Annotated in this window: 15 protein-coding genes; 11 read left to right on the plus strand and 4 right to left on the minus strand. The window is 61.2% G+C overall.

Annotated features, from left to right (window positions below; all coding sequences use genetic code 11):
- Position 1: 1 nt before the first annotated feature.
- Positions 2–2,911, minus strand: coding sequence for an aminotransferase (locus AC07S6_RS22810; RefSeq protein WP_495113108.1), 2,910 nt, complete (start codon positions 2,909–2,911; stop codon positions 2–4).
- A 153-nt stretch (positions 2,912–3,064) separates the two neighbouring features.
- Here AC07S6_RS22810 and rfbB point away from each other — a divergent pair, with 153 nt between their 5' ends.
- The 7 genes from rfbB to AC07S6_RS22845 are packed head-to-tail and all read left to right on the plus strand — an operon-like array spanning position 3,065 to position 10,134.
- Positions 3,065–4,147 (plus strand): dTDP-glucose 4,6-dehydratase, encoded by a 1,083-nt coding sequence (gene rfbB / locus AC07S6_RS22815; RefSeq protein ID WP_495113109.1) that lies wholly within the window; start codon positions 3,065–3,067, stop codon positions 4,145–4,147.
- The gene (rfbA, locus tag AC07S6_RS22820) at positions 4,144–5,019 is read left to right on the plus strand and encodes a glucose-1-phosphate thymidylyltransferase RfbA (RefSeq protein WP_003187717.1); all 876 of its coding nucleotides are present in this window, start codon (positions 4,144–4,146) and stop codon (positions 5,017–5,019) included. The genes rfbB and rfbA overlap by 4 nt, the downstream gene beginning before the upstream one ends.
- Positions 5,016–5,561, plus strand: a complete 546-nt coding sequence (gene rfbC / locus AC07S6_RS22825; RefSeq protein ID WP_054922633.1) for a dTDP-4-dehydrorhamnose 3,5-epimerase — start codon at positions 5,016–5,018, stop codon at positions 5,559–5,561. Before rfbA ends, rfbC begins: the two co-directional genes overlap by 4 nt.
- The gene (gene rfbD, locus AC07S6_RS22830) at positions 5,558–6,427 is read left to right on the plus strand and encodes a dTDP-4-dehydrorhamnose reductase (protein WP_495113110.1); all 870 of its coding nucleotides are present in this window, start codon (positions 5,558–5,560) and stop codon (positions 6,425–6,427) included. The genes rfbC and rfbD overlap by 4 nt, the downstream gene beginning before the upstream one ends.
- A 34-nt stretch (positions 6,428–6,461) precedes the next feature.
- A complete protein-coding gene (locus AC07S6_RS22835) occupies positions 6,462–8,270 on the plus strand; it encodes a sensor histidine kinase (protein WP_495113111.1) in 1,809 nt (602 codons plus the stop codon).
- Entirely contained in the window at positions 8,267–9,652 is a 1,386-nt protein-coding gene (locus AC07S6_RS22840; protein ID WP_495113112.1) for a sigma-54-dependent transcriptional regulator, read from the plus strand. Before AC07S6_RS22835 ends, AC07S6_RS22840 begins: the two co-directional genes overlap by 4 nt.
- A 26-nt stretch (positions 9,653–9,678) precedes the next feature.
- Positions 9,679–10,134, plus strand: coding sequence for a thioesterase domain-containing protein (locus AC07S6_RS22845; RefSeq protein ID WP_495113113.1), 456 nt, complete (start codon positions 9,679–9,681; stop codon positions 10,132–10,134).
- A 127-nt stretch (positions 10,135–10,261) separates the two neighbouring features.
- Here AC07S6_RS22845 and cysQ read toward each other — a convergent pair whose 3' ends face one another.
- Entirely contained in the window at positions 10,262–11,098 is an 837-nt protein-coding gene (gene cysQ / locus AC07S6_RS22850; protein WP_034125507.1) for a 3'(2'),5'-bisphosphate nucleotidase CysQ, read from the minus strand.
- Positions 11,095–11,661 carry an ADP compounds hydrolase NudE gene (gene nudE / locus AC07S6_RS22855; protein ID WP_014716485.1) on the minus strand — a complete coding sequence of 189 codons (567 nt, stop codon included), beginning with the start codon at positions 11,659–11,661 and terminating at the stop codon, positions 11,095–11,097. The genes cysQ and nudE overlap by 4 nt, the downstream gene beginning before the upstream one ends.
- Positions 11,662–11,748: 87 nt before the next feature.
- Between nudE and yrfG the strand changes: the two genes are divergently transcribed.
- Positions 11,749–12,414: a GMP/IMP nucleotidase gene (gene yrfG, locus AC07S6_RS22860; RefSeq protein WP_495113114.1), complete on the plus strand. Its 666-nt coding sequence runs from the start codon at positions 11,749–11,751 to the stop codon at positions 12,412–12,414.
- Positions 12,415–12,541: 127 nt separating this feature from the next.
- On the opposite strand, the gene lysM is transcribed toward yrfG, so the two are convergent.
- Entirely contained in the window at positions 12,542–12,982 is a 441-nt protein-coding gene (gene lysM / locus AC07S6_RS22865) for a peptidoglycan-binding protein LysM (protein ID WP_003187704.1), read from the minus strand.
- Positions 12,983–13,224: 242 nt separating this feature from the next.
- Between lysM and fdhD the strand changes: the two genes are divergently transcribed.
- The 3 genes from fdhD (at position 13,225) to AC07S6_RS22880 (ending at position 17,240) form a co-directional block, all read left to right on the plus strand.
- Positions 13,225–14,064, plus strand: coding sequence for a formate dehydrogenase accessory sulfurtransferase FdhD (gene fdhD, locus AC07S6_RS22870; RefSeq protein WP_003187702.1), 840 nt, complete (start codon positions 13,225–13,227; stop codon positions 14,062–14,064).
- A complete protein-coding gene (locus AC07S6_RS22875; RefSeq protein WP_495113115.1) occupies positions 14,061–16,409 on the plus strand; it encodes an FdhF/YdeP family oxidoreductase in 2,349 nt (782 codons plus the stop codon). The genes fdhD and AC07S6_RS22875 overlap by 4 nt, the downstream gene beginning before the upstream one ends.
- Positions 16,410–16,757: 348 nt before the next feature.
- Complete coding sequence (locus AC07S6_RS22880) at positions 16,758–17,240, plus strand: glycine zipper domain-containing protein (protein ID WP_034125502.1); 483 nt, start codon at positions 16,758–16,760, stop codon at positions 17,238–17,240.
- The last annotated feature ends 152 nt before the right edge of the window (positions 17,241–17,392 follow it).

Raw genomic sequence — 17,392 nt, forward strand, 5'->3', positions numbered from 1 at the left:
ATCACAGTTGCTCATCCAGCACTTTCGACAGCATGTCCACAAAGAAGTCCACGCTGCGTCTGGACGTCACCATCGGCGGCTTGATTTTGAGGATATTCAGATAATCACCGGTAGGTTGCATGAAAATCCCCAGCTCCCGCAGGCGATCACACAACAAGGCGGTTTCTGCCGTCGCAGGCTCCAGGGTGTGGCGATCACGCACCAGTTCAAGGCCCAGATAGAAGCCCGAACCGTGCACGGCACCGACGAGTGGATGGCGATCAATCAATTCCTCCAGTCGTGCCTTGAAATGCCCGCCTACCACTTGGGCGTTTTCCCACAGCTTTTCCTCTTCCATCACGTCCAGCACTGCCATGCCGATCCGGCAACTGACCGGGCTGCCTCCCGATGACGAGAAGAAGTAACCCTCGGCCTCCAGCGCCTCGGCAATCTCTCGGCGGGTAATCACTGCGCCCAACGGCTGGCCGTTGCCCATGCCCTTGGCCATGGTAATGATGTCAGGCACCACACCCTGCTGTTCAAACCCCCAGAAGAAATGCCCCATGCGGCCGTAACCCACCTGCACTTCATCGGCGATGCACACGCCCCCCTGGGCACGCACCAAGCCATACACCTGTTGCAGGTAACCCGCTGGCAGGGAGATGCCACCGGCGTTGCCGTACACCGGTTCACAGATAAACCCGGCCAATTGACGCTGGCTCGCGGCGATTTTCGCCAGGTTATGCTCCACGCTTCGTACATAGTCCGGCGCGCTGTCCGGCCCGCGGAATTCACCGCGGTAGGTATTGGGCGCGGTCACGGGGTGTACCCAATCCGGGCGGCTGCTCAAGGCCTGGGGGTTATCGGCAATCGACGTGGACACGGCATCCGCCGCCACCGACCAGCCGTGATAGGCCTCCAGCACACTGAGCATGTCGCGCCCGCCGCTGTAGGCCCAGGCCAAACGAATCGCCAGGTCATTGGCCTCGGTGCCGCTGTTGACCAGGAACACCCGGTCCATGCCCTGTGGCGCCAACGCCAGCAGGCGCTCGGAGAACTCGGCAATTGCCGCATAGTGAAAGCGCGAGTTGGTGTTGAGCAACGACCACTGCCGAGCCGCCACTTCAGCCATGCGCGGGTGGCCATGGCCCAGCACGGCCACGTTGTTGAGCATGTCGAGGTAGGATCGGCCCTGCATATCAATCAGGTGGTTGCGCCAGCCGCGCTCGATACGCGGCGGGTCGGCGTAGTAGTGCTTCTGGGAGCGGGCAAAGCTGGCATCCCTCCGGGCCAGCAGGGCCTGCGGGTCCAGTTCCGGCTCAGCATCACAGGCCAGGCCCAACAGCGCTGCGGGTGACGGGCACAACGCCTGCCACGCCAACGCCCGGGAAGGTGTGCAGAACAGCGGTGGCTCAAGGTCGGCGCGGCATAACTGCACAGTCAACGGCGCATGAACCTCGCCCAGCACCTGCCCTTTGACCAAGGTTGCGCCCGGCTTGAGTGATGTGCGCACGCCCCACAGGCGCAGGCTCAGGCCGCTGTCGTGCAAACACAGCAAGCCGTCGGTACCTTCGCGCAGCATTCCCGCAAAGGGTGCTTCCAGCACCGTGCCGTGGGGCAGATGCAGTTCGACATGCAGGGGGAAGGTCTCGGGCTCTAGCGCACTGTCGGGGCGGGTGCGCGACAAGCGGTATTGCCCATAACGACTGGCCGCCAGCCCATGCACCGTCGCCGCTTGATCCAGCAAGCGCCGATCGATGCCGGGAGTCTCCCAATTGCCAGCCTCGAAATGCGGGCTGAGTACGCCCAGGTCGATCAGCGCAAACTCGCGGCCCACCAAGCCTGGCAATAAAGGCGCGAAGTCTTGGTTGGCGACGGCCGGTAATGGTTTGCCGACGCTGCGCAGAATCGCCGCTTGCATGAGTTCGAAGGGCACCGACGTGGCGATATGGAAGATTTCCCACTCGTGTTCGGCGTTTTTCTTTAGATAAACGTTGTCCGGGTCCAAGCGTTGCTGCTGCTCACTGCTGAGCACCAACACCGCCGCGCGGGCGACGATCAACGGCCACAACACCTCCAGCTCTTCACGCTGCAACGGCGTGACCGCGTGGCAGGCCTGGATCGCCGGCAAGAGAGCAAACGGATCACCGTCGGCATGGTGCAACAGCGCCGCGCAGGTCACCGACAGATCGGCAATTCGCCAGGTGTGCACCAGATCGCCGAAATCGATCACGCCTTGTATGCGCCAGTGCCGCTGGGCATCACGCTGCCACATCACGTTGTCGTCGGTGATGTCCATGTGCACCGCTTGCCAAGGCAGGTGTGCCGCCAACGGCTGGACATGCGCCTCGACCTGCCTGGCCACCTGCTCCAAAGCAGCACGCTGCGGCAGGTCGGGCAAGGTTGCCAGCAGGTGGGTGATCAATGCTTGCGCGTGGCGCGGGTCCCATTGCAGGGTGCGCGCAAGGCCTGGGTGCTCGAAATCCGCCAGCGCGAGGCTCATCTGCCCGCACAGCTCACCAAAGCCTTCGATCACGGTGCGGCTCAGGTGGGGTAAATGCGTCAGGGGCTGGCCGTCGATGTAGTCCAGTAGCCGCAGGTGCAGGGTTTGGTCATCGACGTTGACCGTCAGCAACTCCTCACCCGCCAAGGTCTGGATGACCTTGGGCACACGCAGGCCGGCATGCGCGCCCAGGCTGTTGAGCGCTGCGTGCTGGGCCTGGAGTTCAACCGCGGCGTAGTCACCCCGGCAGATTTTCAAAACGAAGCGGCCCCGCGTGCTGTCAATTCGATAGTTGAGGTCTTGCTGACTGCCCAATGAGTGTAATTTGCCCGCCATACCATAGTGCCGCTCGAGCAGGCATGCTGCTTGCTCGGGGGTTACTTGAGGGCAAGGCAAGCTGGCACGGTGGGTCAACGTGGCTAACGACATTGTGACGACCTTTGTTTTTTCAGGCGTCTATATCGCCATTGTTCAGGGGCACAAGGCAACCCCCCAGTAATACAGCGCTTGCACCACCCGGCTCGCACCACTCAAGCTATGCTTCATCCGCATAATGTCTATCTAAGGAAAGGGCCCTCCGATATGCGCATTCTCGTTACTGGCGGCGCTGGCTTTATCGGCTCAGCCCTGATCCGCCACCTGATCCAGCACACCGAGCACGAGGTGCTCAACCTGGACAAGCTGACTTACGCCGGCAACCTCGAGTCGCTGACCAGCATCGCGTCCAACAGCCGCTATGAGTTTGTCCAGGCCGATATCATCGACCAGGCCACCGTCAGCGCCTTGCTCGCACGCTTCGAACCCGATGCGATCATGCACTTGGCGGCCGAGTCCCATGTCGACCGCTCCATTGACGGCCCGTCGGATTTTATCCAGACCAACATCGTTGGCACCTACAGCCTGCTGGAAGCCACGCGAGCCTATTGGCAGAAGCTGGCAGAGCCGGCAAAAAGCGCATTCCGTTTCCACCACATCTCCACTGATGAGGTGTATGGCGACCTGCACGGCGTGGACGACCTCTTCACCGAGACCACGCCTTACGCACCGAGCTCGCCGTATTCCGCGAGCAAGGCAGCGTCCGACCACCTGGTACGCGCCTGGCAGCGCACCTATGGCCTGCCGGTGCTGTTGACCAACTGCTCGAACAATTACGGGCCGTTCCATTTCCCCGAAAAATTGATCCCGCTGGTGATTCTCAACGCCCTGGCGGGCAAGCCACTGCCGGTGTATGGCGATGGTCTGCAGGTGCGTGACTGGCTGTTCGTCGAGGATCATGCCCGTGCGCTGCTCACAGTGGTCACCACTGGGGCTGTGGGCGAAACCTACAATATCGGCGGCCACAACGAACAGAAGAACATCGACGTGGTACGTGGCATCTGCGCCCTGCTGGAAGAACTGGCGCCGCAACGCCCAGCCGGTGTGGAGAAATTCACTGACCTGATCACCTTCGTCAAGGATCGCCCAGGCCACGACCAACGCTACGCCATCGACGCCAGCAAGATCGAACGCGAACTGGGCTGGGTCCCGGAAGAAACCTTCGAGACCGGCCTGCGCAAAACCGTACAGTGGTACCTCGATAATCTGGAATGGTGCAGCAGGGTCCAGGACGGCAGTTATCAGGGAGAACGATTGGGCAACACCGACTTGAAGGATCTAATCGCATGATGAAGGGAATTGTATTGGCTGGCGGCTCCGGCACTCGCCTACACCCCATTACGTTGGGAGTGTCCAAACAGCTGTTGCCGGTGTATGACAAGCCGATGATCTACTACCCGATATCCGTGCTGATGCTCGCAGGCATCAAGGACATTCTGGTGATCTCCACTCCGGTAGACCTACCGCAGTACCGAAACCTGCTGGGAGACGGCAGCCAGTTTGGCGTGCGTTTCACGTATGCCGAACAGCCTTCCCCGGACGGGCTGGCTCAAGCATTTATCATTGGCGAAGAGTTCATCGGTGATGACGCGGTGTGCCTGATTCTGGGGGACAACATCTTCCACGGCCAGCATTTTGGCGATCAGTTACGCACCGCAGCCGAGCGCTCCTCGGGCGCTACTGTTTTCGGCTATTGGGTGAAAGACCCGGAGCGCTTCGGTGTGATTGATTTCGATAAAGAGGGCCGCGCCCTTTCCATCGAAGAAAAACCGGCAAAGCCCAAGTCACCGTATGCCGTGACCGGCCTGTACTTCTACGACAACGACGTGATCAAGATCGCCAAGGCGGTCAAGCCTTCGCCACGCGGCGAGCTGGAGATCACCGACGTCAACAATGCCTACCTTCAGCGTGGCGATCTTCACGTTGAACGCTTCGGCCGTGGGTTCGCCTGGCTCGACACCGGCACCCATGACAGCCTGCTGGAAGCCTCGACCTACGTTCAGACCATCGAGCACCGCCAGGGCTTGAAAGTGGCATGCCTGGAAGAGATCGCCTATGAAAATGGCTGGATCGATCGTGATTATCTGCTGGAGCGCGCCAAGTACTTTGGCAAGACCGGCTACGGCCAATACCTCTACTCGCTTGCCGGAGAGACCCAGTGAATGTAGTTGAAACCACACTACCCGGCGTACTGATCCTCGAGCCAAAGGTATTCGGCGACGAACGCGGTTTCTTCTACGAAAGTTTCAATGCGCGCGCCTTTGAAACGGCCACCGGGCTCAAGCGTAATTTCGTGCAGGACAATCACTCACGCTCGCAAAAAGGCGTGCTGCGAGGTTTGCACTATCAGCTTGAACACACTCAAGGCAAGCTGGTGCGTGTTACCTACGGTGAAGTGTTGGACGTAGCGGTCGACATCCGTCGCAGCTCACCCAACTTTGGCCAGTGGGTGGGTGTCCGCTTGTCGGCACAGAACCATCGCCAACTCTGGGTGCCGGAAGGCTTCGCCCATGGTTTCGTGGTGTTGAGTGAGTACGCAGAGTTCCTGTACAAAACCACCGACTACTACCAGCCAAGCGCCGAGCGCAGCATTCTCTGGAATGATCCGACGCTGGCCATCGACTGGGAGCTGGCCGAACCGCCGCAACTCTCCGCCAAGGATCAGGTCGGCAAACTGCTGATGGAAGCTGACTTGTTCCCATGAAAATCCTCATCACCGGCCAACACGGCCAAGTCTCCCAGGAGCTGCAACAGCGGCTCAAGGGCCTGGGCGAACTCCTCGTCCTGGGCCGCGACCAGCTTGACCTGGCAGACGCAGACCTTATCCGCCAGCAAGTACGCACCCATCGCCCTGACCTGATCATCAACGCGGCGGCCCACACCGCCGTCGATCTGGCCGAGAGCGAGCCGGACGCTGCGTTCGCCATCAATGCCATCGCCCCCGGCATCCTCGCCGAAGAGGCCAAGGCGTTGGGCATCCCGCTGATTCACTACTCGACCGACTACGTGTTCGACGGCACCAAACCTGCCCCGTACACCGAAAGCGACACGCCGAACCCATTGGGTGTCTACGGCCAGAGCAAGCTGGCGGGCGAGCAGGCGATTGCGGCTGCAGGCGGCGAGTACCTGATCTTGCGCACCAGTTGGGTCTATTCGAGCCACGGCAAGAACTTCCTGCTGACCATGCAGCGCCTCCTGCAGGAAAAACCGCAGATGCGCATCGTGGCCGACCAGATCGGTGCGCCGACCTGGGCCGGGACTATCGCCAACAGCACCCGCGTGCTGATCGAGCAGTGGCAGGCCGGTAAGGCAGGGGATTGGGGTGTTTACCACCTCACTGCCCAGGGTGAGACTTCATGGTTCGGCTTTGCCCAAGCCATTGGCGAGCAACTGCGCGCCGAGGGCAAGGCCTGCGCCGAGCTGGAGCCGATCCCTTCCAGCGCCTACCCGACCCCCGCCAAGCGCCCGCTGAACTCGCGCCTGGACTGCACCCGCCTGCAACAGCAATGGCACGTCAGCCAGCCCCAGTGGCAAGACGCATTGCACGAGTGTCTTGCACAGCAGCACTAGGCATAATGCGCCTGTACCCACAGGCGCGACTTCCATGACCCCACCCCTTCCGCGAAGACCCCGCTGGCGCAGCCTCGCCCTGCTGGCTCTGTGCCTGGCACCGCTGTTGTGGCCGCTGGAGCATTTGGCCGAGCGCTATTACCGCAGCGAGCTGGCCGGGCAAAACCGCCAGACCCTCGACCTCTACGTCGCCAACTTGCTGGGCACCCTGCACCGCTACGAAATACTGCCGCAGATCCTCGGGGACTTACCGGCCCTGCGCACTGCATTGGGCGCGCCCCACGTCAGCACCCACCTGGTCAATGCCAACCAGTTGCTCAAGGACGTCGCCGCCCAGGCCGGGGTAGAGGTGATGTATCTGATGGACACCACCGGCAAAACCCTCGCCGCGTCCAACTGGGACAAACAAGACAGCTTTGTGGGGCGCAACTTTTCCTTCCGTCCGTATTTCAGCGAAGCCATGGCCGGGCGCCTCGGCCGGTTCTTCGGCCTGGGCACTACCTCGGCCAAGCGCGGCTACTTCTTCGCCGCCGCGGTGCGTGACGGCGATACCGTCATCGGCGTGCTGGTGGTGAAGGTCGACCTGGACCACACCGAAAGCCTGTGGGGCAATACCCCGGAACAATTGCTGGTCACCGACCACAACGGCGTGGTGATCCTCACTTCGCGACCGCAATGGCGATTCCGCGCCACACGGCCACTGACCGCCGAAGAACGCCAGGCCATCATTGCTATCCAGCCCTACCCCACCCGCGACCCGCAGCCGTTGAGCCTCAGCAGCAGCGCTTGGCTGCGCCAGTCCACAGCTATCGCCGAGACCGGCTGGAACGTGGAAATCCTCGCGCCGCGCTCGCTGATCAACCGCCCGGTGCGCACGGTCGTCGCCGTGGGCGGTGCCACGTTGTTGGTGCTGATGCTGTTGCTGGGGTTGCTGATGCAGCGCCGCCGGCACTATCTGGAACGCATCGCCTTCGAAGCCAAGGCCCGCCGCGAGTTGGAAATGCGCGTGGCCGAGCGTACCAGCGACCTGGAGGGCCTTAACCGGCGCCTTAAACAGGAAGTGCTGGAGCGCGAGCATGCCCAGCAAGAACTGGTGCGCGCCCAGGATGATCTGGTTCAGGCCGGTAAACTCTCGGCGCTGGGCACCATGTCGGCGAGTATCAGCCATGAATTGAATCAGCCACTGGCGGCGATTCGCAGCTATGCCGAAAACGCCGAGATCCTGCTCGACCATGAGCGCACCAACGATGCCCGCGGCAACCTCAAGCTGATCAGTGAATTGACCGGGCGTATGGCCTCGATCATCGCCCACTTGCGCGCCTTCGCCCGCCGTGACCGTCACGCGCCGGAGAGCGTGGCCCTGCAACCGGCACTGGATGACGCCCTGGCATTACTGGCCAAGCGTCGGCGTTCGATGGAGGTGGAGTTGATTCGCGACTTGCCAGAGGCGACCTTGTGGGTGCAGGCCGGTGAAACCCGTCTGCGCCAGGTGCTGGGTAACTTGCTGGCCAATGCTCTGGACGCCCTCACCGAAAAAGGCCCGCCACGCAGACTCTGGCTGAGTGCCGAAACCACGCCCCAGGGCGTCAACCTGTACATTCGCGACAATGGCCCGGGCTTTTGCATGGAAGCCCTGGGCCGCGCCAGCGAGCCGTTCTACACCACCAAGACGCGCACCCAGGGCCTGGGCCTGGGCCTGGCGATCTGCGAAACCCTGATGCGCGCCTTCGGCGGCGAACTGTTGTTCGCCAACCACAAGGAGGGCGGCGCGCTGTTAACCTTGAAATTGCGCGCCGGCTCGCCGGGCGTCAGTCTGCAACCGTCCGAGGACCGCAGTGTATGAGTATCGACAACTCGATTCAGGTGGTATTGATCGACGACGATCCACACCTGCGTCAGGCCCTGTGCCAGACCCTGGACCTGGCCGGCCTGAAAGTCCTGCCCCTGGGAGAAGCCAACGGGCTCACCGCACGCCTGTCCCGCGACTGGCCGGGCGTGGTAGTCAGCGACATTCGCATGCCTGGCATGGACGGCCTGGAATTGTTGGCCGAACTGCACGGCCAGGACCCCGACCTGCCGGTGCTGCTGATCACCGGCCACGGCGACGTACCGCTGGCGGTGCAGGCCATGCGTGCCGGCGCCTATGACTTCCTGGAAAAACCCTTCGCCAGCGACGCGCTGCTCGACAGCGTGCGCCGTGCCCTGGCCCTGCGCCGGCTGGTGCTGGACAACCGCAGCCTGCGCCTGGCTCTTAGCGACCGCCAGCAACTCAGTACGCGCCTGGTAGGGCACTCGCCACAGATGTCGCGCCTGCGCGAGCAAATCGGTGCACTGGCCGCGACCAAGGCCGATGTGCTGATCCTCGGCGAAACCGGGGCAGGCAAGGAGGTCGTCGCCCGCGCCCTGCACGACCTCTCAAGCCGACGCAGCGGCCCGTTTGTGGCGATCAATGCCGGAGCACTGGCGGAATCGGTGGTGGAAAGCGAACTGTTCGGTCATGAACCCGGCGCGTTTACCGGCGCGCAAAAGCGCCGCATCGGCAAGTTCGAGTTTGCCAATGGCGGCACGCTGTTTCTGGATGAAATTGAAAGCATGAGCCTGGATGTACAGGTCAAGTTGCTGCGCCTTTTACAGGAGCGCGTCGTGGAACGCCTGGGTGGCAATCAACTGATCCCGCTGGATATCCGCATTATCGCCGCCACCAAGGAAGACCTGCGCCAGGTCGCCGACCAGGGCCGCTTCCGTGCCGACTTGTATTACCGCCTCAATGTGGCGCCGCTGCGCATCCCCCCGCTACGAGAACGGGGTGAAGATGCGCTGATGCTGTTCCAGCACTTCGCCGACGAGGCCAGCAGCCGCCACGGCCTGCCCTTGCATGAACTGCAACCGGGCCAGCGCGCGCTGTTGCTGCGCCACAGCTGGCCGGGCAATGTGCGGGAACTGCAAAACGCCGCGGAGCGTTTCGCCCTCGGCCTGGAGTTGGCCCTGGATAACACCCAGGACCACCCCGCCGCCGGGGTGCTGACCTCCACACCCGGTGGCCTGAGCGAGCAAGTCGAACAGTTCGAAAAAAGCCTGATCGCTGCCGAACTGACCCGCCCCCACAGCTCTGTGCGCAGCCTCGCCGAAGCCCTGGGCGTACCGCGCAAAACCTTGCACGACAAACTGCGCAAACACGGCCTGAACTTCGCCGACAGTGCCGGCCAGAGCGCCGATGACGAATGACATCGTCCACCTACAAAGAGGCCGCCATGAGCCGTGATAGCCGTTACCTGGAATCCATCCTCCACCACGACATCCCACTCACCCGGGAAATGGGCCTCAGGGTGCTCGACTGGCAACACGACCAACTGCAACTGCACCTGCCCTTGCAAGCCAATATCAACCACAAGAGCACCATGTTCGGCGGCAGCCTCTACTGCGGCGCCGTGCTGGCGGGTTGGGGTTGGCTGCACCTGAAGCTGCGTGAAGCCGGGATTGAAGACGGGCACATCGTGATTCAGGAAGGGCAGATCAGCTACCCGCTGCCGGTGACCCAGGACGCGACAGCCATTTGCGCGGCGCCGGATGAAAAGATTTGGAAGCGCTTTGTGGCGACCTATCAGCGCTATGGGCGGGCGCGGTTGGCGTTGGCGACGTGGATTGTGAATGAGGGCAGTGCAGAGCGTGCCGTCGTCTTTACCGGCCAGTACGTCCTGCACCGCTAGCAGCCATTACATAAAACAAATGTGGGAGCTGGCTTGCCTGCGATAGCGGTGGATCAGCCAATAGCTGTATGACTGACACTCCGCCATCGCGGGAAAGCCCGCTCCCACATTTTGCTCTGCAGTGGCCTTAAGATCTGGCCAGGGTCAACAGCCGCTCACGCCACGCCGCCTTGGCCGGCAATGCCAGAAAGAACGGGTTCAGCAACGACTCCCGCGCCGGGTAGCTGAACGGCTTGCCATTCAACTCCAATACTTCACCCCCAGCTCCTTCCAATACACCCTGGGCCGCTGCGGTATCCCACTGCGAGGTCGGCGCCAGGCGCGGATAACAATCGGCACTGCCCTCGGCTAATAAGCAAAACTTCAAGGAGCTGCCGATATTCGCCAGTTTCAACTCGCCCAAGCCTTCACTGAGGCCATTGAGCAGGCGCTCCTGCTCAGGGCTGGTATGACGACGGCTGGCCACCACCGTAAAGGCCTCACCCGAGGCCGGAGCCTGGCGTACTTGAATCTGCTTGGGCGCTGCATTGACGTCCGACCGCCAAGCCCCCAGGCCCGCGCCGCCGAAGTAGCAACGGCCAGTGGTCGGTATCGACACCACGCCGAACACCACGCGGCCCTGTTCGATCAATGCAATATTGACGGTGAACTCTTCACTGCCAGAAATGAATTCCTTGGTGCCATCCAGAGGGTCCACCAACCACCAACGCTGCCAGCCGGCACGCACGCTCTGATCGATATCGGCGTCCTCTTCAGACAGCACTGGAATGCTTGGGTCCAGCGCGGTGAGGCCAGCGAGAATCAGATGGTGGGCAGCCAGGTCAGCAGCCGTCACGGGAGAATCATCCGCCTTGGACGTCACGGCTACCTCGGCACGCCAGTACGGCAGGATGGCTTCACCCGCCTGCCGAGCCAGTTCAATGACCGGAGCGATAAACGGGTGGCCTAAAAACAGTTCGCTCATGCGGTGAACGCTCCACGCTGGGTCAACAGGTCTCTTACCAGATACAGCGCAGCCAGGGCACGACCTTCGCTGAACTGCTCGTTTTGCGCCAGCGCCGACAGCTCACGCAGGTTGACCCGGTCTACCCGCATTGGTTCGGGCTCATCACCTTCAAGACGCTCTTCGTAGAGATCGGTAGCCAACACCACCTGGATCTTCTGGCTCATATAGCCGGGCGACAATGACAGCTCGGTGATGTGCTCCAACTGCCGTGCACCGTAGCCGGCCTCCTCCTTGAGTTCGCGGTCTGCCGCTGCAAGCACGTCTTCGCCGGGCTCGATCAGGCCTTTGGGCAACGACAATTCATATTCGTCAGTGCCGCCGCAGTATTCTTCCACCAGCACTGCATGATCTTCATCGATCATCGCCACAATCATCACGGCGCCATAGCCCGTGCCACGCCCGACAAGACGCTCATAGGTCCGCTCAACGCCATTGGAAAAGCGCAATTGCACTTCCTCCACGCGGAACAAACGGCTACTGGCGACTATTTCGCGGGCGAGGACAGTGGGTTTCTGGCGCATAAACGGCTCCTTGGCGTGATCGGGTTACTATACCGTGGCTTTTCCGATTGTCTGTGTCGGATATTTTTACTTACATGAGACCCCACCATGCCCTCTCTGCCCTGGCACGCCATCGACACCGTCCTGCTGGACATGGACGGCACCCTGCTCGACCTGCATTACGACAACCACTTCTGGATGGAACACCTGCCGCAACGCTATGCCGAACTGCACGGCGTAAGCCGAGCCATGGCCGAGATGGAGTTGCAGCCACTGTTCGAGCGTAACGCCGGACAGTTGCAATGGTATTGCCTGGATTTCTGGAGCGCCGAGCTCAAGATCCCGGTGCGCGAACTCAAGTTGGAAACCGCCCACCTGATTGCCCTGCGTCCGGATGCCGATACCTTCCTGGCGGCGATCAAACAGGCCGGCAAGCGCGTGATCATGATCACCAACGCTCATCGTGATTCGCTGTCATTGAAGTTGGAGCGCATTGAACTGGCGCCGTATTTCGAGCGATTGATCAGCTCTCACGACTACGGTTTCCCCAAGGAAAACCCGCAATTCTGGGAGGCCTTACAAGCGGATATCCACTTTGACCCGGCCCGTAGCCTGTTTATAGATGACACTTTGCCGATCCTGCGCAGTGCCCGGGATTTCGGTGTAGGGCATCTGTTGGCGGTGAAAGAGCCTGATAGCAAGAAAGGACCAAAAGACACTGCAGAATTTGCAGCCGTCGGGGACTATCGAGAACTCATTGCCGGGCTTATGTAGGAGCGAGCTTGCTCGCGAAAAACGTCAACGATAACGCGTGCTTCCTGGATAAACGCGGTGCCTGTGAGTTTTTCGCGAGCAAACTCGCTCCTACAAAAGGGCGAGCTTGCTCATTTTATCCTGCGTATTACTCAGGGATGCGCAGTGTCTGACCTGGGTAGATCTTGTCCGGGTGCGACAGCAGCGGCTTGTTAGCCTCGAAAATCTTGTTGTACTGGTTGGCATTACCGTACACCGCCAGGGAAATCGCGCTGAGGGTATCGCCCTTTTTCACTACGACGAAGCGAGCAGCGGTAACCGCAGGGCCAGTAACAGTGATCTGGTCATCCACACTTGCCACGCCGGCAATGTTGCCCAGCGCCAAGAGGATCTTCTCTTTCTCTTCCTGCGTGGCCACTTCACCGGTCACCGTGACCTTGTCGCCATCCACCGTGGTCTGCACGTTTGGATTACCCAAGCCCACCTTGCTCACATGCTCCTTCAACTGCTCACTGGCGTTCGCATTACCCGGCGTCAACAGGTCGACAATCTTTTCGCCGGCTTCTTTGATAAAGCTAAAAATACTCATGGTGCGCTCTCCTTGGGATTTAATTTCCAGATGCCCAAGACTAGACCAGTCCTGCCGACTTGGGTTCCAGACTGGCTAAAGACTCAAAAGTATCCAACTCACCCCTGCTTGGAATAAGCCCGACGAAAACGCGGGTGAACCTTGATCGACGCCCTCTATCAATAGATCAATACTGGCGATTAGACGTGACCCTTTGTCGCGCCTAGTCTAAACACTGATCAATCCGCCGGTGGTACTGCCCCATGAACGCCAAGCGCCCTCACTGCGCGGCGCCCGCTCTCGAATCGACCGCGCCCGTCGCCAGCCAGAGCTATCACTATTGCAATCTTGAACACACTGAAGTCGCCAGCACTGCGCTGGCCGAAGAAGTGGCGTTGGCGATTGCCTACAACGATATCAGCCAGGCGGTGATGCTGGTGACGCCTACGGACCTGGAAGACTTCATTGTAGGTTTCAGCCTCGGCAGCGGCATTATCACCGACGTTAACGACATTTATGACCTGAAAATCAGCGGGTCAGGCGCAGCCCAGTACGCCCAGGTACAGGTTTCCAGCCGTGCGTTCTGGAACCTCAAGCAGCAACGCCGCCAATTGGCGGGCACCAGCGGCTGCGGCCTGTGTGGCGTGGAAGCGGTAGAGCAAGCATTGCCCGACCTCCAGGTACTGCCCGGCGCGCCCTTGCCGCCGGCGCAGTGGCTCGACGGCCTGCGCCAGCGTATCAGCGCATTCCAACCCCTGGGCCAGCACAGCGGCGCCGTGCATGCGGCGGTTTTTATGAACAGCCAGGGGGAATTGCTGATGGGTCGCGAAGACATCGGCCGGCATAACGCCCTGGATAAATTGATTGGCGCGTTGATCCGCCAAAAGATTCCGACCGACGGCGGCCTGGCGATTGTTACCAGCCGCTGCAGCCTCGAATTGATTCAGAAAGTCTTGCGCGCGGGTATCCAGACCCTGGTCAGCCTGTCGTCGCCCACCGGCCTGGCCTTGCAATGGGCGCGCCGGCACAACCTCAACCTTATCCACCTGCCGCAAAAAAGCGCGCCACGGGTCTATAGCCCTGCGATGGAGCACCAGCCATGAGCCTTCACCACCAAGCCGACCAGACCCCAACCCCACGCTACAAGCCCTATAAAGGCCCAGCCGGTGGCTGGGGCGCTCTGATCAGTGTGGCGCAAGCCTGGCTGACCAGTGACAACGCCCTGAAAAACCTGCGCATGATGCTCAAGACCAATCAGAACGGCGGCTTCGACTGCCCGGGCTGCGCCTGGGGCGACTCGCCGGAAAGCGGCATGGTCAAGTTCTGCGAAAACGGCGCCAAGGCGGTCAACTGGGAAGCCACCAAGCGCCGCGTCGATGCGGCCTTCTTCGCCAAGCACAGCGTCACAGCGTTGCTGGAGCAAAGCGACTATTGGCTGGAATACCAGGGCCGCCTGACCGAGCCGATGCGCTATGACGCCGAGACCGATCGCTACATGCCCATCAGTTGGGAAGCCGCCTTCGACTTGGTCGGCAAGCACCTCAACGCACTGCCCAGCCCGAACATGGCCGAGTTCTACACCTCGGGCCGCGCCAGCAACGAAGCCGCCTACCTGTACCAGTTGTTCGTACGCGCCTTTGGCACCAACAACTTCCCGGACTGCTCGAACATGTGCCACGAAGCCAGCGGCGTAGCCCTGGCGCAGAGTGTCGGCGTGGGCAAAGGCACTGTGACCTTTGATGACTTCGAACATGCCGATGCCATTTTCGTCTGGGGCCAGAACCCCGGCACCAACCACCCACGCATGCTCGAGCCGCTGCGCGAAGCGGTGAAACGCGGCGCTCAGGTGGTGTGTATCAACCCCCTGAAAGAGCGCGGCCTGGAGCGCTTCCAGCACCCGCAACATCCGCTGGAAATGCTCACCAACGGCGACAAGCCGACCAACACCGCCTACTTCCGCCCGGCGCTGGGTGGCGATATGGCTATCTTGCGTGGCATGGCCAAGTTCCTGCTGCTGTGGGAACGCCAAGCCCTGGCCGAAGGCAAGGAAGCGGTGTTCGACCACGACTTCCTCAACGAGCACACTGCCAACGTCCTGGAATACCTGGGTCAGATCGACGACACCTCGTGGGAGGAGATCGTCGAGCAGTCCGGCCTGACCCTGGTGGAGATCGAGCAAGCGGCACGCATGTACGCCAAAGGCAAGAATGTAATCATGTGCTGGGCGATGGGGATTACCCAGCACCGCCACTCGGTGCCGACTATCCAGGAAATCGCCAACCTGATGCTGCTGCGCGGCAATATCGGCCGCCCAGGTGCCGGGCTGTGCCCGGTGCGTGGCCACAGTAACGTACAGGGCGACCGCACCATGGGCATCAACGAACGCCCACCGGTGGCGTTTCTGGACGCGCTGGAGCGTCGTTTCCAGTTCCAGGTGCCTCGCGACAATGGCCATAACGTGGTGGAAGCGATTCACGCCATGCTTGAAGGCCGCTCCAAAGTCTTTATCGGCCTGGGCGGTAACTTTGCCCAAGCTACGCCAGACAGCACGCGCACCTTTGAAGCGCTGCGAAATTGCGACCTGACCGTGCAGATCAGCACCAAGCTCAACCGCAGCCACCTGATGCACGGTAAAGATGCGTTGATCTTGCCTTGCCTGGGCCGCACCGACATAGACATCCAGGCCGACGGCCCGCAAGCGGTGACGGTGGAAGACTCGTTCAGCATGGTCCACGGCTCCAACGGCCAACTGCAACCGCTTTCGAAACTGATGAAGTCCGAGCCGGCGATCCTGGCGGGCATTGCTGCCGCTACCCTGGGCAGCAAGCCCGTGGATTGGAACTGGCTGGTGGCCGACTACGGGCGCATCCGCGACCTGATCGCCGACACCATCCCAGGCTTCAAGGACTTCAACGAGAAGATCAAGCATCCAGGCGGTTTCTATCTGGGCAACTCCGCCGGCGCCCGCCGCTGGAACACTCCATCAGGTCGCGCCAACTTCCGCCCGAACATCTTGCCCAAAGACCTGATCCACGAACGCACCCACGCCACGGGCCGAGTGCCGGACCTGATCATGCAGTCGATGCGCTCCCATGATCAGTACAACACCACCATCTATGGCCTGGACGACCGTTATCGCGGGGTCAAAGGCCAACGTGACGTGCTGTTCGTCAACGAAGCCGACATCATCCGCCTGGGCTTCAAGCCGGGGCAGAAGGCAGACATAGTGTCGCTGTGGGAAGACGGTCGTGAGCGCCGCGTGAAGGGCTTTACGCTGCTGGCATTTGATATTCCGGCGGGGCAGGCGGCGGCTTACTACCCCGAAGTGAACCCGTTGGTGCCGTTGGAAAGCACTGGCGACGGTAGCCATACGCCAACGTCCAAGTTTGTTGCGATTCGCTTGGAAGCGGCGAGTGACAGTGGGTTGATCATGGCGCGCTCGGCCTGACTCGATCCGAGATATGTGTTGCTTGAACTAACGCTTTCGCGGGCAAGCCCGCTCCCACACTGGGATGGGTTCACCATTGAGACTGTGTGGACCGATCTGATGTGGAAGCGGGCTTGCCCGCGAAGAGGCCAGCACAAGTACCACACATTCGACAGGCACAAAAAAGGCCGCTTTTGCATAAAAGCGGCCGTTCCGAAGTAGCTAAAGACCCGTAAAAACGACTTAAGTTCCCCATACAAAACAGTAACTTAGCAAATTGTATACAACCTCTGCCGCCGGTCGGATTTCGATTGTCAGCGCCTCGATACAACCTCAGGATCGCGCCGTCATCCCTTGAGGTTTCCCTGAATGAAGTTCTCCTCGATTCTCTTGTTGTCCCTTGGCCTGGTCAGTGGCGCAGCCATGGCAGGCGGCACCACCGAAGCCGGTGTAGGCGGCGCATTGGGTGGGGTTCTAGGTTCCGTTGTCGGCCAGCAGCTGGGCGGCAACACCGGTTCGACCATCGGCGCGGCCCTCGGCGGCGCAGGCGGTAGTGCAGTCGGCGCCGACAAACGTAGCCGTGGCGAAGCCGCCATTGGTGGCGCACTGGGCGCAGCCGGCGGTAACGTCGTAGGGCGCAGCGTTGGCGGCAGCACCGGCGCACTGATCGGCTCCGCAGCCGGCGGTGGCGCGGGCGGCGCGCTAGGCAACTACATGGGTAACGAAAGTGATCGCGACAGCCGCCATTACCGCGATCGCGACCGTGACGATCGTCGCTATTACCGCGATGGCCACCCAGGTCGCGGCCATGCCTATGGGCATCGCAAGAACAAGCATCGTTATCGCGACTGATAAACCCGCGCTCTGACGAACACATCCGATGTGGGAGCCGGGCTTGCCCTAATGCCAGTCAGTTAAGAGCTAGAGCAGACAACCAGTGACTTGTGGCGAGGGAGCTTGCTCCCGCTGGACTGCGTAGCAGTCCCATTTTTGGGGCCGCTTCG

The organism is Pseudomonas sp. GW821-FHT07B01 (assembly GCF_059419065.1).

Excerpts from the sequence above, each read along its gene's own strand:
- AC07S6_RS22810 (WP_495113108.1), bottom strand. The coding sequence starts at position 2,911 with ATGTCGTTAGCCACGTTGACCCACCGTGCCAGCTTGCCTTGCCCTCAA.
- rfbB (WP_495113109.1), top strand. The coding sequence starts at position 3,065 with ATGCGCATTCTCGTTACTGGCGGCGCTGGCTTTATCGGCTCAGCCCTG.
- rfbA (WP_003187717.1), top strand. The coding sequence starts at position 4,144 with ATGATGAAGGGAATTGTATTGGCTGGCGGCTCCGGCACTCGCCTACAC.
- rfbD (WP_495113110.1), top strand. The coding sequence starts at position 5,558 with ATGAAAATCCTCATCACCGGCCAACACGGCCAAGTCTCCCAGGAGCTG.
- AC07S6_RS22835 (WP_495113111.1), top strand. The coding sequence starts at position 6,462 with ATGACCCCACCCCTTCCGCGAAGACCCCGCTGGCGCAGCCTCGCCCTG.
- AC07S6_RS22840 (WP_495113112.1), top strand. The coding sequence starts at position 8,267 with ATGAGTATCGACAACTCGATTCAGGTGGTATTGATCGACGACGATCCA.
- AC07S6_RS22845 (WP_495113113.1), top strand. The coding sequence starts at position 9,679 with ATGAGCCGTGATAGCCGTTACCTGGAATCCATCCTCCACCACGACATC.
- cysQ (WP_034125507.1), bottom strand. The coding sequence starts at position 11,098 with ATGAGCGAACTGTTTTTAGGCCACCCGTTTATCGCTCCGGTCATTGAA.
- nudE (WP_014716485.1), bottom strand. The coding sequence starts at position 11,661 with ATGCGCCAGAAACCCACTGTCCTCGCCCGCGAAATAGTCGCCAGTAGC.
- yrfG (WP_495113114.1), top strand. The coding sequence starts at position 11,749 with ATGCCCTCTCTGCCCTGGCACGCCATCGACACCGTCCTGCTGGACATG.
- lysM (WP_003187704.1), bottom strand. The coding sequence starts at position 12,982 with ATGAGTATTTTTAGCTTTATCAAAGAAGCCGGCGAAAAGATTGTCGAC.
- fdhD (WP_003187702.1), top strand. The coding sequence starts at position 13,225 with ATGAACGCCAAGCGCCCTCACTGCGCGGCGCCCGCTCTCGAATCGACC.
- AC07S6_RS22875 (WP_495113115.1), top strand. The coding sequence starts at position 14,061 with ATGAGCCTTCACCACCAAGCCGACCAGACCCCAACCCCACGCTACAAG.
- AC07S6_RS22880 (WP_034125502.1), top strand. The coding sequence starts at position 16,758 with ATGAAGTTCTCCTCGATTCTCTTGTTGTCCCTTGGCCTGGTCAGTGGC.